This window comes from Ralstonia sp. 22086 (genome assembly GCF_052045975.1).
Classification (GTDB): Bacteria; Pseudomonadota; Gammaproteobacteria; order Burkholderiales; family Burkholderiaceae; genus Ralstonia; species Ralstonia wenshanensis.
The window spans coordinates 613,500-630,367 of sequence record NZ_JBQEPZ010000004.1 but is presented as its reverse complement, the minus strand read 5'-3'; the positions used below and the strand labels follow the sequence as shown (position 1 = coordinate 630,367).

The 16,868-nt window shown below is 63.3% G+C and carries 12 protein-coding genes; 2 read left to right on the top strand and 10 right to left on the bottom strand.

Annotation, left to right across the window (positions count from 1 at the left end; genetic code table 11):
• Positions 1–87 precede the first annotated feature (87 nt).
• Together ACTJK6_RS20160 and ACTJK6_RS20155 are read left to right on the top strand one after the other, a co-directional pair.
• On the top strand, positions 88–1,431 hold the full coding sequence (locus ACTJK6_RS20160; protein ID WP_440839963.1) for a type IV pilus assembly protein FimV: 1,344 nt from the start codon (positions 88–90) through the stop codon (positions 1,429–1,431).
• A 391-nt stretch (positions 1,432–1,822) separates the two neighbouring features.
• Positions 1,823–3,217: an NHL repeat-containing protein gene (locus ACTJK6_RS20155; protein ID WP_440839962.1), complete on the top strand. Its 1,395-nt coding sequence runs from the start codon at positions 1,823–1,825 to the stop codon at positions 3,215–3,217.
• 126 nt (positions 3,218–3,343) lie between these two features.
• Here the strand turns inward: ACTJK6_RS20155 and ACTJK6_RS20150 are convergent, their stop codons facing one another.
• From ACTJK6_RS20150 to ACTJK6_RS20105, 10 genes are all read right to left on the bottom strand, one after another.
• On the bottom strand, positions 3,344–4,642 hold the full coding sequence (locus ACTJK6_RS20150; protein ID WP_322018139.1) for a hypothetical protein: 1,299 nt from the start codon (positions 4,640–4,642) through the stop codon (positions 3,344–3,346).
• Between the two features lie 103 nt (positions 4,643–4,745).
• A complete protein-coding gene (locus ACTJK6_RS20145; protein WP_440839961.1) occupies positions 4,746–5,069 on the bottom strand; it encodes a hypothetical protein in 324 nt (107 codons plus the stop codon).
• Between the two features lie 238 nt (positions 5,070–5,307).
• Complete coding sequence (locus ACTJK6_RS20140) at positions 5,308–9,411, bottom strand: hypothetical protein (protein WP_440839960.1); 4,104 nt, start codon at positions 9,409–9,411, stop codon at positions 5,308–5,310.
• Between the two features lie 462 nt (positions 9,412–9,873).
• Complete coding sequence (locus ACTJK6_RS20135; RefSeq protein WP_440839959.1) at positions 9,874–10,209, bottom strand: hypothetical protein; 336 nt, start codon at positions 10,207–10,209, stop codon at positions 9,874–9,876.
• Positions 10,210–10,385: 176 nt separating this feature from the next.
• A complete protein-coding gene (locus tag ACTJK6_RS20130) occupies positions 10,386–11,747 on the bottom strand; it encodes an MFS transporter (RefSeq protein ID WP_440840055.1) in 1,362 nt (453 codons plus the stop codon).
• Positions 11,748–12,338: 591 nt separating this feature from the next.
• Positions 12,339–12,731: a RidA family protein gene (locus ACTJK6_RS20125; RefSeq protein WP_027679568.1), complete on the bottom strand. Its 393-nt coding sequence runs from the start codon at positions 12,729–12,731 to the stop codon at positions 12,339–12,341.
• A 28-nt stretch (positions 12,732–12,759) separates the two neighbouring features.
• Complete coding sequence (locus ACTJK6_RS20120; RefSeq protein ID WP_232038771.1) at positions 12,760–13,179, bottom strand: acyl-CoA thioesterase; 420 nt, start codon at positions 13,177–13,179, stop codon at positions 12,760–12,762.
• On the bottom strand, positions 13,176–14,792 hold the full coding sequence (locus ACTJK6_RS20115) for an AMP-binding protein (RefSeq protein WP_440839958.1): 1,617 nt from the start codon (positions 14,790–14,792) through the stop codon (positions 13,176–13,178). The genes ACTJK6_RS20120 and ACTJK6_RS20115 overlap by 4 nt, the downstream gene beginning before the upstream one ends.
• Positions 14,793–14,828: 36 nt before the next feature.
• Positions 14,829–16,004: an acyl-CoA dehydrogenase family protein gene (locus tag ACTJK6_RS20110; RefSeq protein WP_440839956.1), complete on the bottom strand. Its 1,176-nt coding sequence runs from the start codon at positions 16,002–16,004 to the stop codon at positions 14,829–14,831.
• A 1-nt stretch (position 16,005) separates the two neighbouring features.
• Positions 16,006–16,866: an enoyl-CoA hydratase family protein gene (locus ACTJK6_RS20105; protein ID WP_027679572.1), complete on the bottom strand. Its 861-nt coding sequence runs from the start codon at positions 16,864–16,866 to the stop codon at positions 16,006–16,008.
• Positions 16,867–16,868 lie beyond the last annotated feature (2 nt).

The window sequence follows — 16,868 nt, the reverse complement described above, 5'->3', positions numbered from 1 at the left end:
CATGGGCCTGTCCGTCGGTCGCTAGCTGCAGGGGCGGCCGCCGCCCTTTGGGCCTTCCTGCCGGCTGCGCACGCAGTCGAGCTGGGCGTGCTACATCTGCATTCGAACATTGGCCAGCCGCTTGAGGCTGAAATCGACTTGACGGGGTTGCAGCCGCACGACGCACAAGCGCTGGTGCTGCAGCCCGGCAACCGCGAAAGCTACCTCGCCGCCGGCGTGCCTTACGGCGCAAGCGCAACTTCGCTGCATACGACATTGGTACGGCGGCAAGACGGCAGCTATGTCGTTCGCGTGTACTCGACCGTTCCGCAGGCAGACGCCATTGCGGATATCGTCGTGCGCCTTGCGGGGCCAGGTGGAAACACGCTGGCGACTTATACGGTGTTGCTCAGTCCGCCGGGCGCGGCAAGCGCCCCCACCACGTTCCTGCAGACGCAACGCAAATCGGCGCCCGCTTCGGGAGTGTCGCCGCCCAGCAGTGCACCGGCACACCGCCCGCAGACGCAAGCAGTGGCAGTCGCATCGGCTCCCGCCGTCAACACGGCAGACGGCGCGCATCCATCGGCTGCCGCCACGGCGCCGTCTGCAGGTGAAGACGACAGGCACGCCGAAGCCGTCTATACCGTCAAAGCGGGCGACAACCTCTCACAGATCGCGCTCGGCACCGTGCAGAATCGGGCGTACGTGTCCGCCGGACAAGCCGCGCTGGCGCTTTACCGCAGCAATCCGCACGCCTTCATTGGTGGAAACATCAACCAACTGCGCGTCGGCGCCACGCTACGTGTGCCCACGGCAGAGGAAGCAACGGCGGTGGCGAGCGTTGAAGCCAAACGCCAGCTCCGCTTGCTGACGCAGACTGCGGCTACCGACCGCGCACCGCCTGTGCCCAAGGCAAATGCCAACGCCATCGCCGGCAGTCGGCCACCTTCGGTGCCAGCCGATGCGGCGGACAAAAACACGCTGCGCATTTCCGCTACAGGCCCGCAAGAGCAGGCGAAGGTGGAACAGCTCAACGAGGAGTTGGTTGCAGCCCGGCAGGCGATCCATGAGCTCGAATCGCGCCTTGCGCAAGTTGAGCAGAACCTGGCCGATATGCGGCGGCTCGCAGCCTTGAAGAATGCCTCGGCACAGCCTGCCGCAGCATCGGCGACGGCCGGGGAAGAGGGCCACACGCCAGACGGTGGGCTTGCAAGCCGCAGTCCGATTACGACCGATGACCCGGCACCCTGGAAGCGTGCCCACATCATCGGCCCAGTCTTGGGAGTCTTGCTGGCTTTGCTGATGGCCGCCTTGATGCTCTACCGAATGCGCATGCGCAAGGTTCAATCTGCGCTGGCCGCGATCTACACCCAACTCCACGATAACGGCGATCCGCTGACCGAGCGCGGCCCGCGCGCCCGACACAATAACGAGACGGTGTCATCACGGTAGATCGCAGAGGACGTGGAACTTGGGAGGCAACAGGAAGCGCACGCACCGCGAGCCCGCCGCATCACGCATGCCGCAGCATGTGCAGGATCGTATGTATACGGCGCCCTCACATTGGACGCCCAGGCAGTGGAAACCCCCACGCAAACGTTTTTTCTAGAAAGAGCCGCTTCAGATCGTCTGATCCGCGTCGATCTAAAACGAGCCCTGATACTTCCAGCCAAGCGTCAAAGCGAGGGGGCACGCAAATGCTCAATCGTTTGCGTCACATTGCCGAGTCTGGCGTCATATCGGAGATGGTCTATGTGGCGGCGCAAAAGGCACATGCCGCGCCCCTGATCGCTGGGGTCGATGGCCCAATCCAACCTGATCGACGTCTAGCCAGCACCACGCCATGCCCTCCGCGTGCCCTCCGCTTCTGAAAGCCATCCCGATTTGCCTGATCCTGGCCGCATGCGGCGGTGGCGGCGATGCGTCCACCACGCCACCCCCCAGTGCAACGCAGCCGGGCGCGCCAATTGGAGCACCGGTCGGCCCGGTGGCCCCAACGGCCCCGGCCACTTACTCCATTGCGGGAACGGTCACAGGCTTGCTCGATTACGGCAGCCTCACGTTGCTTAACAACGGTGCGGATCCGATTGTCCAAGCCACCGACGGCGGCTTCAGCTTTTCCGTTTCCGTAGCGGCAGGCGGCGCCTACGCTGTCTCCGTCAACGCCGAACCGCTTTGGCAGTCCTGCGCCGTTGCAAACGGCAGCGGGCTGGCCAACGGTAATGTCAATAACGTGAGCGTGAACTGTGCTGTCGCACAATCGATGGTGTCCACCATCGCCGGTTCGACGACTGCGGGGTATGCAAACGGCACGGGTTCGGCTGCGTCGTTCCGACAGCCGAGCGGTGTTGCACGGGACGCCTCTGGCAACCTGTATGTAGCGGATTACGCCAACCACGTCATTCGCAAAATCGCACCGGGCGGCGTCGTCACGACCCTGGCGGGCACGGGCAGCCCGGGCCACGTCGATGGCATGGCGGGCAGCGCCAAGTTCGCGACGCCTGTCGGCATTGCCGTGGCGGCCAGCGGCAACATCTATGTGACGGAGTTCTACGGCAACGATATTCGAATGATCACGCCGGGCGGCATCGTGACGACGCTTGCCGGGTCGGCAACGGCGGGGAGCGCCGACGGCATCGGCGCAAGCGCCTCATTCAACAACCCGCTGGGCATCGCGGTGGATGCCAACGAAAACGTCTACGTGGCGGATTACAGCAACAACATGATCCGCAAGATCACGCCAGCCGGCGTGGTGACCACACTGGCCGGCACGACAACAGCGGGCAGCAACAATGGCGCGGCCGCGCTCGCCACCTTCAACGGCCCGTCGGGCATCGCACTCTCTCCGTCGGGCACGCTGTATGTGGCGGAGTGGTTCAACAGCGATATCCGGCAGATATCCCCGGCAGGTGTCGTCTCGACATTGGCGGGCTCCGGCGTGGCCGGCAGTGATGACGGCGTGGGTACCGCGGCAACGTTCTCGCTCCCGGTGGGCCTCGCGATCGGCACCAACGGCGTGCTTTATGTCGCCGACGACGGCAACAACTTGATCCGCATGGTGACCCCGGCGGGCGTGGTTGCCACCCTGGCGGGCTCCATCAACGCGGGCAGCGCCGACGGCCCTGGGAGCAACGCGATGTTCAATCAACCCTCCGGCATCGCGGTCGACACAAACGGCAACCTGTACGTTGCCGACCTGGCAAACAACATGATCCGCTACGTCGCACCCACCCCATAGCGAAGCTCGGCGTACCGCTGCGCACGCCCGCCGCGACTTGGAACGTGTCACGCCCGGCGTCGCTTGGCCACGCCGGGCGTGCTGAACCGCACTTGAGACAAAGGATGTCTCTGGCGGGCACCTCACTTACTGCACGCCAACACCACCGTACGACAGGTACTGGCCGAACAGGCGCGCAAACTGGCCGCCATCGGTGTTGATATTTGTCGAATACGTGCCGCCACCGCCGAAGACGATCGCGAACGTATGCAGGCCGCCGTACTCCCACGGGTTGCGCAACATGTAATCGACGTGGTTGTCACGGTAGTGGTTGGGGGTGCCACCCGGCGTGTCGGACGGCACACCCAACGGCGTCTGCCACCACAGGATCGGCAGCCCATTGCCCAGCGCATCGCGGTAGGCTGCGACCTTGTTCTGCTCCTGGTGGAAGTTCGGCGTCTGCACGTTGTTCTCGTCCAGATAGAACGGGCCGGTGCGGCCCATGCATTCGCCAACTGCGGCGGCCTCGAGGCAGCCGGCATCACGGTCGCCAGCCTGGGCGACGATGAAGTCAGCCTGGTTCGCACCGACTGCCTGCATTTCCTTGCCGATCACGTCGGGCGTGCCAGTCCAGAACGAGGGCGGGAACCCGAGCAACGCCTTGGGTGCGTGCCAGCGGCCCATCGACACCAGGCACATGCCGATGCCAGCTGCGGTATTGGGCAGCCAGCTGCATTCCTGCTGGTTGTTCACAGAGGCAGCAAGCTGCGCCGGATCATGATTGGGCGCCTTCGACCACACGTAGCCCCAGAAATCCGGCTCCAGATTGACCAGCACCGGCGTACCCAGTGCGTTGATGCGGTCATACATCATGCGCACTTGCGACCAGTAGCTGTTCATGAACGTCGCGTCGTTGATGCCGCTGATGTTGCCGTCGCCATTGGAGGCCATCTGGTAAAGCGTGAACATCGGCGTTGCACCCATGCCCTGGACGCGCTGCGCGGTGTAGGTCACGTAGGCGCCGTCCGTGTTCCAGTTAGGCCAGGCGTTTTGTCCGACGCCAACCAGGTAGGTATCGACGATGTCGGGGCGAATATTCTGCGCTTTCATGTCATCGGTGGACTGACCGGAACCCAAGCCGACCTGCAGGCGCGGCACGCGACCCATCTTGTTGAGGATGGCGGTTGCGGGGGCGCTCTCGGTGCCCTGCGTGTGTTTGAGCCCCCCCTCGCTCGCACCCGGCTGGGTCGTTGCCGACGCACTGCTCGCCGCCTGCGTGCCCGCGCTACCACCGCTCGTGCCGTCGCCTTCGCCCCCGCAACCGAACAGCGCAAGCGAAATCAAAGCGGCCGCCGCATACCGATGAGAATATCCGCGCCCCTTCATGCACGAATCTGCCGCATAGCGCGCTTCTCGCGCATTGCCTGCACCACCCTCTTTTTTCATGATCCCGACCTCGTCAAATTTGTTTAATATTTGAATCCAGCGGCGCATACATCCGTCCTTCAATTACTCACAAAGGACGCGAGCAGAACAAACATCAAAACTTTTAAATAAAGTTGATGTTCCAGATAAGCATGATCAGAACGTATGCCAACCACCATGGCGAGACTACCATCGCTTGGTGCGCATGAATGACGGGTGAGGTTAATTGAAGTTTTTTTGAAGGAACCAATGCGATACGAAAGTATTGATTGGTATTTTTTTCAAAACTCGCTTCACCGCGATTGCTGCGGCAATATGAAGAAAGAGGGCGAACGTTCTTTGCGTGATCGACGTGGTGCTGAAGGCCGGAGCGTTGGAGCTGCGCCATCCAAAGAAAGAAAGCCCCAGGCAGCTTGTAACCGCCCGGGGCTTCTTGACCGCTCTTCACGGAGGCACGTGAATCATGGCTACCGGCTAGTTTATCGGAGCATTGCCTGCGAACGAACATCGATGAGATTAATTGAACAATGTGAGCATCACCGTCATGAAGCTTTCATCATTTAATTCACCAAGCGATTTAACAACGCGATCGTAATGTTGAATGACCGTTGATCGGACAAGAAGAGCGCATACCAAGGCCGGTTCAATACGGAGGGCGCCCAGCAGCATTCGATGTGTTATTCCAGTCAGGTGGACGATGTCTCGGATGCCTGTGGTTTGGCGGTCGAAGTCGTCGCCGCAGTCGCTTCCGGCAACACCACCGCCTTTTGTCGGCTTGAGCCGGAGCCCGTGCTGACCGGCCGCTCCTGCACACGGGACCCGACCGATTGCGGCTTGGGCTTGCGCTGCCCAAACAGCTTGCTGGACAGACTGCCGGACTTCTTGGGAGCGGAAGCAATGCCGGCCTTCGCATCCATTTGCTGTTTCAACCGCTCCAGATGCGCGCGTGTGTCGTCGGGTCGCGAACGCGGCGGAGACATGGCCAACATGTCGGCAAGCGACGAAGACCGCTGCCCGCGCGGCGGGACGGAAGCCGATTCGCGGTCGACCTCTTCGTCCGCTCGTTCGATTTCGGAACGCGCACCTTGCACGCTCTGATACAGCGGTATGTCCGAAGAACCCTGGCGCTGCAGCGGGCGAGTCGATGGCGGCACGCGGGGCGGGTCTTGTGTTGCCGCTGAATGAGGCGGCGTGTTCTGACCTTCTTTCAACTGCGCTTCGTACTCTTTCAGCAGCTTGGCATCGATCGTATCGAACACGATCTGCCGCTCAACCTTGAGCCCGGTGTTCTGCGTCAGGCGCAGCCCCGCATTGACGTTGAACCCGTCGGCCTCGCTGTATTTTTCGTAAGCACGCAAGCCGATCGGCATCCAGGAATTGGGGGCGTTGATGGTCTTCGTGTAGGACGCAGCAAGCTGCTCGTGCAGCTTGGTCTCGCTTTGCGGCGTCACCAGCGAAAGCTGCTGCAGATCGTTGAGCGTTTTCGCAGCATCCGCGGTGAGGGCGCGCCGCACAAAGAAGGCGTTGTAAGGGCTGTCGAGCAGCCGCGCCGTATCGAGGTTGTCGTTGACCGCCTTGAGACCCTTCGCCAGGCCGCCATCCGGATCGTTCCGGTGCGGATAGGCAAAGAATTTCACCCACTCCTGCTTGGTGGCTTCAACATACCGGGCGTAGTCGTGGAAGCTGTCGAACTCGAAATCGGCCACCGACTTTGTCGGCAGCACGTTGTCTCGATCGATCGCCAGGCGCAGCTTCACGTTCGTGCCACGCTCCTTGACCACCGCGCCCCCACCGAAGAGATCGGCCGACGTATTACCAGTCGTGCCAGTCACTGCCGATGTGGTGAGCCCGAGGTTGACCTTGTGCCGACTCAGCTTCTGCTCGCGCAGGTTGGCAATCCGGTAGGTGCCGGTGGCGTCGAGCTGCTTGAATGTCGACAGCCATTGCTTCTCGAACGAGTAGCCCAGGCTCGTGCCAAGAGCGCCAGTCTCTTGCTGGCTTTTACGGTGCTGGCCGGGGTTGAGCAGCTTGGTGACGGACACACCGATCCCGACCGACATCTCGCTGCGATGCGCGCGCGTCTTCTGGTTGATCCAGCTGAGCGAGAGATCGTGCTCGGCATAGAACTCGCTGGCAAAGGCGTGGAAAAGCGCGTCTGCGTCGGGCATGCCCTCAGGCGAGCGGCGCCGGGCATCCGCGGCCGAGAACATGAAGTCGGTGACGCGCGAGAACAGCGCGCGGACTTCCGCATCTTTGGCCGCCGTCCGGCGCGGGATGCGGACCATGATGCCGGTAGCGTCCGTGCGCTCGTGCTCGTAAGGGTTCACGTCGACGTTGGCACCCGTGCGGCAGCATTTGAACAGCTTGGCACCAAAGAAGCAGCCCGCGCCGATGCGGCCACGGTGGCGCTTTTCCGTGCCGATAAACAACTCGGCGGCGTGCACGGGGTACGACATGGAGACCGCCGCTTCGCGCCCTTTCTCATAACGCAGATCGACACGGGCATTGCCGGCCACCGGCACGCCCAGCAGCCGCTTCTTGGCGTTGACGAGCGCCTTGGTAATGCCCTTGGTACTGAACCCGCCGGTGGTGCCGCGGCTGAACCGCACCGTGTTGCCACCCGGAATCGTCTTGAGGTAATCCACCAGCATGGCACGCACGCTGTGCTGGGATCTGTCTGCGGGGGCCAGCGGCGGCGCCGTGGCAATTTTTCGGGCCGCCTCCATTGCCTTTTGGAAGGGCTCGGGCTGCTCGACATTGAGGAAATTTGCAAGCGCATGCACATCTTCAAAGCCAAGGCGCACATTGCCGAGATGCTGCCGGACGTTTGCAATCGCCTGTTCAAGGGCCTCGGGCGAGCCCGATGTCACCTTGTGAGCAGCATCCTCCGTGAACTTGCGAATACGCTGCTCAACCGCTTCCGGCAACGCTGCTGGCGAAAATTCGCGGCCGAGCACGAGCTGATGCCCTTGGCGGGCGGCCTGGTGTTCGGGCATCCAGTCGTCAAGCGCGACCCGCAGCGCGATCCACTGGCAATGTGTATCGCTCAACGTTTCCGGGCGAGTGGGCACCCCGTCTCCGGAGGCAACCTCAGCGGGCGGGGTGCTACCGCAAAGGCGTTCCATCTCGACAGCCACCGCCTGCACCACTTCATTGACCGCCGGCTTCGCCAGCTCGGCCATCAACGCTTTCTGCTCGTTCGCCAGGACGGCGCGATCGCCCTGCGCCATACCAGAGCGCGCCGCAGAGAGCGGCGATTTGTGGTGGCTTGGCAATGTCGCGCGCCGGTCGTCGTCCATCCGGTCAACCCAGGCAAGCGACTTGAACATACGCGCCTTGAACTGGCTCAGGTCGGAACCCGGTGCGTCGTCGGTGAAGCCGTTGCGCCATGCGACCAGATCACTCTTGTCGGCGGCGCTCAACGTCGACGGTCCTACACCGTGGATCAGCTTGGCGCTTGCGTCGCTGACGCGCTGGGCGAAATTCGTCGCGCTCGACACGGCCTCGTGCGGGGCAAGCCGCGCTGCAATCAGTGCCTCCGGGGTCGGCTTGGCCTTCAGCGCTGCGGCAATCACAGCGCCGGCCTGCAGATGGACGCGCAGGTTTCCTTGAGCGGTTGCGTCAAGATTGCGGTTGCCGGTGGCGGCGAGCATTGCCTCGAAATTACCGGTGGTCGCGGCATGCTGCAGGGCGCCCCACGCAACGGCTCGCCCCGTTTCGGCATGCTTGAGCTGCTGGTCGTGTGCGTGCAGGTGAGCCGGCGTCGAAACCACCGAGATCATCGCCTCCTGCGCCTCGCGTATTTTCTCGGCGGTGTGGGCGGAAACTTCAACCGCACCCTTTTGCGCGTGCGCAGGCGGTTGCGAGCCGATTTCATCAGCCACCGCTTCGAGCGTCGCCAAGCATGCGGCAGCCGCCTCGGCGTTGCGCGCATCGAACTGCGCGTGGCTGTCGCGCACACCCGGCCAATCGGCAAGGGCCTGCGGCGCCTGTCGTGCCGCCCCGCGCATGGCGATGGGGAAATCGCGCACCGTCTGGATGAAGGTCTGCAGCGCCTTCACGTCGATCGCGTGTGACGGCGCGGAAGACTCGCCGCCCGAACCCGCGCCCGTGGTGCACCGGCTTGCCATCAAGGCATCGCGCGTCTGCTCCATCGCGCCACGCAGGGCAAGGATATGGGAGTCGCGCGATGTCTCGGAATGCGTTTTCGCATGTCCGATTTCGGCGCCCAGGTCCGCATGCTTCAGATAAGAGAAGACGTCGCCATTGAGCTTTGTGGCGTTCTCCGGGTCGAGACGTTCCTTGGCCGACACGAGCGCCAGCGATACCGCCATGGCGACGGCGGGCGAATGCGCCGCAGCCATCTCCTGCACCCCAGCCACGAATGCCGCCGGTTCGCTGCTGACTTTCGCGGCAAGCGCCTGCCCTTGCGCCGTCTCCCAGTAGGCAATGACATCATCAACGTGCTGCAGCGCTTGCGCCCCCTGCATCTGGCCACCGTGGAGACTGGCGCTGGCATTGGTGATCGCTGAAATCTGGGTGCGCAGCCCCGTCATTGCCTGATTGAGCGCCTGCTCCGTTCTACGTGCCGAACCCGAAGGGCTGCCGGGCTGCGGCGCGTCCTCGCGCGCGGCGGCGATCCGCGCCGCAGCTTGCTTGACGTGCGCGAAATCACGCAACGTAGTGGGCCTGCCGGCCCGCGAGTGGGCGCTAAACGGCGTGTTCCAGTCGAGCCGGCTCGCACCGTCCTTCGTCACGCCACTGAATGTGCTTTTGACTTGCGCACGCATTGCCTTGCCTATCCGCTTCGCTATGCCGACGTTGGCCTGCGGTGCGCCCGGCAGCGCTGGCGGCGCTGGCGGTGCCTTCTTCAACCCGTCAAGTTCGCCGCGCCGGCGAGACGCCTGTCTGGCAGATGTGGATGGCGTATTCGTCTCGCCGCCAGTCGCTTGGGACGACGAGGGATGGGCGGCAGGCGCACTGGACGAGATGCAGGGCAGTTTGAGTGGCATGGGGCGGCAGAACACATTGAACCAGGTTGGAACGCGTTCAAGTCTGCTTGCACCAAGGTGAGGCCGACGTGCACCGTCCGAACCCGCGGCATCTAAAGCGAAGCTTGGTGGGCCGCGCGATTTCATCTGCACAGGCCACGTGATCTTCGACCATGCACCGCGCACCTTCAATCATCCGCTTCAGCAAGTCAGGAGATTCCTCGCCTCGAATCTGTCTTCCGGATGGCGCAAAAAGCCGCGTCAGGCGTGGGGGTGGGATACCAGGGAATGAACCTGGCCGGGCGCCGCAAATGTGCGAAGTCCACCGCGTGCAGCCACCAGGAAGCAAACGCCCGACAGGATGGCCAGCACGTCGGTGCCCAATAGCACGAAGGTCAGGGGCGCTGGGGCTCCCGATCGGGCGAGCCGATCGCTGATCAGGCCGACCGCGAGGTTGCCGAGCGTGATGGCAAACACATTGATCAGCAGCATGCTCAAACCGGAGATCGTCCCACGCATGTGCACAGGCACCTGGTTCAGGATGACCGTGTTGGTCGGGCCATACAGTGCCAACGGCAGGAAAAAGTCAGCGCACATACAGCCAGCGCGCCTGGTAAAGAAGGATCGACCGAAGCAAACCGGACGATCAGAGAGAAGGAACGAAGCGGGAGCGTCCCGACTGCACTTTCATTTCAGTGCAATCGGGCACCTATCACGGCCAGTGAAACGCCAGCAATGCGCTCCTTCAGGAAGAGAACGCCCAAGGCGGGCGCTTAGTGACCGACTATCTCGGTTGAGCGAATCCCTGTTGGCTCCGACTTCTGCGGAAGCGCGCGCTGTTTGATGAAGAGAGCGACACACGCGATCAAGCCCGCAATGGCAATGATTGAGAAGATGCCGCTGAACCCGACTTGTTGACGGGTGAGCTCTGCCACAAGATAGGAACCGGCTATGCCACCAAACCGCCCAATTCCAAGCATCCAAGCAACGCCTGTAGCCCGACCTTGCGTCGGGTAAAAAGCGGCGGCCAGCGCGGGCATAGACGACTGTGCTGTGTTCATCAGAACGCCGGCAGCAAAAACAACAACAACGAGCAGTCCGACGTTGCCAACGGCCTGGCCAATGCCATACACGGTCAGGGCAGTCAGCGCGTAGCAAGTTGCAATCACCCGATTGGCGTTGAATCTGTCCATTAGGGCGCCGCACAGAACAGCCCCAATGCCGCCCAGCGGGAAGAGCGCAGAAATCAACGTTGCAGCCTTGGGCGTGAGCCCAGCCTCCTTCAAGAGAATGGGCATCCAATTGATGGAGGCATAAAAGATCACCAGCCCCATAAAGTACGCCAACCAAAGCATGATCGATCCGACAACATAGGATCGGGACAGAACCAACGCAATACCGCCTTGGCCCGATGGGGCCTGGGTCTGCTCGGTCATGAAGAACGATGACGCGTCGTGCGCGGCCGCATTGATCTTCGCCAACGTACGGCGAATCTGCTCCACGGATTGGCTCCTCGCAATCATGTAGCGAACAGACTCCGGCAAATGCAACACCAGCAGCAGGAGCAACACCAGCGGCGCAACACCACCCAGCATGAGAACGCTACGCCAGCCGAAATGCGGAATCATCCAGGCGGCCAAGAACCCTCCGAACGCAGCACCTAGAGGGAAGCCGCAAAACATCAGGTTCACAATGACCGCGCGGCGTTTGTCAGGACAGAATTCGCTCATCAGGGTCACTGCGTTCGGCATTGCGGCACCAAGCCCGATACCGGTTACGAAGCGCAACGCTGTCAGGTTCGTGATGCTGCTCGCATACGCAGATGCGAGGCAAGCGACACCGAAGACCAGCACAGAGACGATCAACATAAGGCGGCGCCCGATCCGGTCTGACAGTGGTCCGGCGACGAGAGCACCCACTGCCAAGCCAAAGAGCGCGGCACTCAAAACGGGGGCCAGAGCTGGGCGCGAAATGCCCCACTCCGACACAAGCGATGGCGCAATGAAGCCTATGGCTGCTGTGTCAAAGCCATCCAACAGGACGATAAAGAAACACATCCCAAAGATAAGCCACTGGAACGGGCCGAACCGGCTGCCATTGATGATGCTCTGTGCGTCGACGTTAGATTGACTCATGGTGTTTCCAAGAGATAAGCCGCAACAATCCGTGCCGACTTTCAACAGGCTCCAAGGAGCGCTATGGCTTGAACGGACGGTCAAATGCTTCATAGGAATGGACCAAGGCATACCGCCTCTACCAGCACCATCCCTTCGCTTCACTGACAAGCGAGAAGTTCTAATTGCGAACAATTGTTCTCAAAATGAACTTCATGCTAGGGTAGGCATGCGTCCATCGAAACTCGGGATAACCCGCACAGGGAACGCTCCCCATTGGAATGGGCACTGCCTGGAAGGGGATATGTCCGGTGCCGTTGATTCGTCCGTTGAGGCGTTTTCATTGCCCGACGTGCAAACTCGAAGGATGTCACCCAGCATCGGACTGCAGATGATCGCCCTCTGAGCAGTCATACCGGCGCGGACGAGAGGCCGGCACAACGTTCCTGTTTAGGGAAAAGCCTGCTTAAGCCTGCCCGGCTACCGGACGCCTCCTGCATCTCATCTTTGATTAGCCCTAGCAGGGAAGAAAAAGCCGGTCGAAGATGACCGGCCATCGCGATCCGCGGCGGCAAAGCGCGCGCCACGGCTTCCAGGGGGCACCAAAAACGGCTAATCCGGCACCACCGCCGTCACCTCAATTTCCACCTTCGCGCGGTCTTCCACCAGCGCGGCCACTTCCACTGCCGTCATCGCAATGCTGAAGCTGCCGATCAGCTCGCGGAACGCCTTGCCGATCTCGGGATAGGCCGCCACGTAGGCCTTCTTGTCGGTCACGTACCACGTCATGCGCACGATGTGCTCGGGCTTGGCGTCGCCGGCGGCCAGCACCTCGACGATGTTCTGCAGCGCCTGGCGGACCTGACCGGCCAAGTCATCCGTGTGGAACACGCCCTGCGCATCCCAGCCGATCATGCCGGCCACGAACACCATGCGTCCGCGTGCGGACACACCGTTGGCATAGCCCTTCGGACGCGGCCAGTTGGGAGGGAGGAGTACTTCCATGATGCAATTCCTTCTAGTTCGATTGCGACTACTGTTGAACGCTCGCCTCGATCGCCTGCCGCACATCGGGCGGCATCGGCATCGCGCGATGCGTGTTGAGATCGGTAAATACCAGCACCTGCTGCGAGCGCACGCGCTGTTCGTCGCCGGCCCAGCAATCCAGGTCTAAGGTGAGCGACGCATTGCCCAGCCGCTCCAGCTTCAACTTGAACTGCACGTCGTCACCCATGCGGCTGATGGCGCTGAACTCGCAGTGCAGCTTGACGATGGGCAGGCCGATGCGGCGCGGGCCAAGCATCTGCGCATACGAAACACCCAGGCCGTCGGTAAACCAGTCTTCGACCAGGCCGTTGAGCAGCACGAGGTACTGCGGAAAGTAGACGATGCCGGCCGGGTCACAGTGTGCAAAGCGGATGCGGGCGGCACGCTCGAAGTGGTAGTCACTCATGATTTGACGTGTTCGCGCAGGCGGTAGCGCAGCAGCTTGCCGACTTCACTGCGCGGCAGGCTCGTACGAAACTCGATGGCACGCGGATACTTGTACGGGGCCACGGTCTGCTTCACAAAGTCCTGCAGCGTCTTGACCATCTCCGGCCCCGCCGCGTGGCCGGGGTGCAATACAACGAAGGCCTTGACGATCTGCCCGCGCTCTTCGTCGGGCTCGCCGATCACGCCGCACTCGGCCACCGCCGGATGCTGCATCAGCGCGTCTTCCACCTCGGGCGCGGCGATGTTGTAGCCGGAGGAGATGATCATGTCATCGGTGCGCGAGTGGTAGTGGAAGTAGCCTTCCTCGTCCATCACATAGGCATCCCCCGTGAGGTTCCAGCCGTTGCGCACGTAGGCGCGCTGACGGTCATCGGCCAGGTAGCGGCAGCCGGTCGGGCCTTGCACCGCCAGGCGGCCCACGGTGCCCGGCGGCACGGGGTTGCCTGCGTCATCCACGACTTGTGCGACATAGCCGGGGACAGCCTTGCCGGTGGCGCCGGGGCGCACGTCGGCATCGGCAGCGGAGATGAAGATATGCAGCATCTCGGTCGCGCCAATGCCGTCAATCAGCTCGATGCCGGTGGCGTTCTTCCACAGCGTGCGCGTGGCCACCGGCAGCGCTTCGCCGGCCGACACGCAGCGGCGCAGCGGCGTGGCACGCAACTCGTCTCCGCGCGCCGCGATGTTGCGGTACGTGGTCGGGGCGGTAAACAAAACCGTCGCGCCAAACGTGCGGACGCCATCGACCAGATCGTTCGGCGATGCCTTCTCCAGCAGCACCGTCGAAGCACCCACGCTCATCGGAAACAGCAGCAGACCGCCGAGCCCGAACGTGAACGCCATCGGCGGGCTGCCGATGAAGATGTCGTCCGCGCGCGGCTTGAGCACATGCGGCGGCCAGCACGCGCAAATGGCGAGGATGTCCCGATGAAAATGCATCGTCGCTTTCGGCACGCCCGTCGTGCCCGACGTGAAGGCGAGCAGGCACGTGTCGTCCGCCGCCGTATCGACGTTGGTGAAGGTGGCCGGCTGGCGCGCCATGGCCGCCTCCAGCCCTTCCGGCGTGTCATCGTGAAAGCACAGCAGTTGCACGGGCTTGGCCGCTTGCGCCACGGCATCGCGCAGCTCGTCGACGAGCCGCGCATCGCACAGCGCGAAGCCAATCTCGCCCTTGCCCAGAATCTGCCCCAGCTCTTTGGCGCGCAGCAGCGGCATGGTGGTCACCGCAATCGCGCCCACTTTCATCACGGCAAACCAGCACGCGGCGAGCATCGGGCTGTTGGGCGAGCGCAGCAGCACGCGGTTGCCCGGCACGACGCCCATCTCATTGACCAGCACATTGGCGATGCGGTTGGCGTGCGCCTGCAGGTCGGCGTACGTCCAGCGGATGCCGGGCGCCTGGATGCAGAGGCGGCCGCCCTCGCCTGCGGCAACACGGCGGTCGAGCAGTTCGGTGGCGCAGTTAAGCTGCGGCGGAAACTGCAGCGCTGGCAGGTCGAAGCGATACACCGGTTGCAGCTCCGCCGGCGGCAGCCGGTCGCGGGCGAAGGTGTCGATATGGGCGCTGGGCATGGAGGACTCTCCGTCTCTGGCGTGGACGTGGCGTATTCAGGACTTGGCGGGCGCCGCCGCACGCAGCAGTTCGCGCGCGATGATGAGTTGCTGCACTTCCGTCGCGCCTTCGTAGATCCGCAGCGAGCGGATCTCGCGGTACAGGCGCTCGACAGGCTGCTCGCTCACCACGCCCAGGCCACCCCACATCTGCACAGCGGCGTCGATCACCTGCTGCGCATTCTCGGTGGCGGTCAACTTGGCCATGGCGGCCTCGCGCGTCACGTTGCGACCCTGGTCGCGCTGCCACGCCGCGCGGTACGTCAGCAGCGCGGCGCTGTCGATGGCGGTGGCCATCTGCGCGAGCTTGGCCTGCGTGAGCTGGAAATCCGCCAGCACGCCGCTGAACATCTTGCGCGTGGTGGCGCGCGCCAGCGCTTCGTCCAGCGCCCGGCGTGCAAAGCCCAGCGCGGCCGCCGCCACCGATGTGCGGAACACATCCAGCGTGCGCATTGCCACCTTGAAGCCCTCGCCTGCCGCGCCCACGCGCTGGCTGGCCGGAATGCGGCAGTTGGTAAAGCGCAGGCGCGCGAGCGGGTGCGGTGCAATCACGTCGATACGCTCCGCAATCTCAAAGCCCGGCGTACCGGCTTCGACGATGAACGCGCTGATGCCGCGCGAGCCCGGCGCCTCGCCGGTGCGGGCAAACACGACGTAGAAGTCGGCGATGCCGCCGTTGGAAATCCACGTCTTCTCGCCGTCGAGCACGTAATCAGTGCCGTCTTCACGCGCGGCGCAAGCCATGGCGGCCACATCGGAGCCGGCATCGGGTTCGGACAGCGCAAATGCAGCGATGGCCTCGCCGCGCGCCACCTTCGTCAGATAGCGTTCGCGCTGCTCCGGCGTGCCGTGCAACGAGATGGCGCCCGACCCCAGCCCCTGCATCGCAAAGGCAAAGTCGGCCAGGCCGGAATGGCGCGCCAACGTTTCGCGGATCAGGCAGATGGCGCGCGTGTCGATGGTCTCGCCCGCACCGCCGTGCGCCGTACCGCCCACGGCGTGGCGCAGCCAGCCGGCCTGGCCGAGCAGCTTCACCAGCGCGCGGCATTCGGCATCCACATCCGGGCCGTGGTCGTGCGGGATGTGCTTCGTGGCCCAGGCGTCGAGTTCGGCTTCGAGCTGGCGGTGCTTGTCGTCAAAGAAGGGCCATTGCAGATAGTCTTTGTCGCTCATCTCAGTTCCCCTCGAATACCGGTTTCTGCTTGGCGACAAACGCGTGGTAAGCCCGCGAGAAGTCTTCGGTCAGCATGCAGATGGCCTGTGCCTGCGCCTCGGCCTCGATCGCCTGCTCGATCGTCATCGTCCATTCCTGATGCAGCATCGTCTTGGTGATGCCGTTGGCGAAGGTCGGGCCGGCGGCCAGGTCGGCAGCCAGGGCCTGCGCTTGGCTCAGCACCTCGGCCGGTTCGCACAGGCGGTTGAAGAAGCCCCAGCGCTCGCCCTCTTCGCCGCTCATCGAACGCCCCGTGTAGAGCAGTTCGCTCGCGCGGCCCTGGCCGATGATGCGCGGCAGGATCGCGCAGGCGCCCATGTCGCACCCGGCCAGGCCGACGCGGTTGAAGAGGAACGCCGTCTTGCTGCGCGCCGTGCCCAGGCGCAGGTCGGAAGACATCGCCAGGATGGCGCCCGCGCCCGCGCACACGCCGTCAACTGCCGCAACGATCGGCTGCGGGCACGCGCGCATCGTCTTCACCAGCTCGCCCGTCATGCGCGTGAACATCAGCAGTTCGGGCGCCTTCAGTTGCACGAGCGGGCCGATGATCTCGTGCACATCGCCGCCGGAGCAGAAGTTGTCGCCCGCGCCGGCCAGCACGATGGCCTTGACGTCATCCGCCCACTTGAGCTGATGAAACAGGTCACGCAGCTCGGCGTACGAATCGAACGTGAGCGGGTTCTTGCGCTCGGGCCGGTTGAGCGTGATGGTGGCAACGCCGCCTTCGACGCTCCACAGGAAATGCTTGGCTTGATAGCCCGCCAGCGGTCGGCGGTTGCCGGCCAGCAGGGCCGGGTCCACATGGTGATTCGGGTCGGTCATGG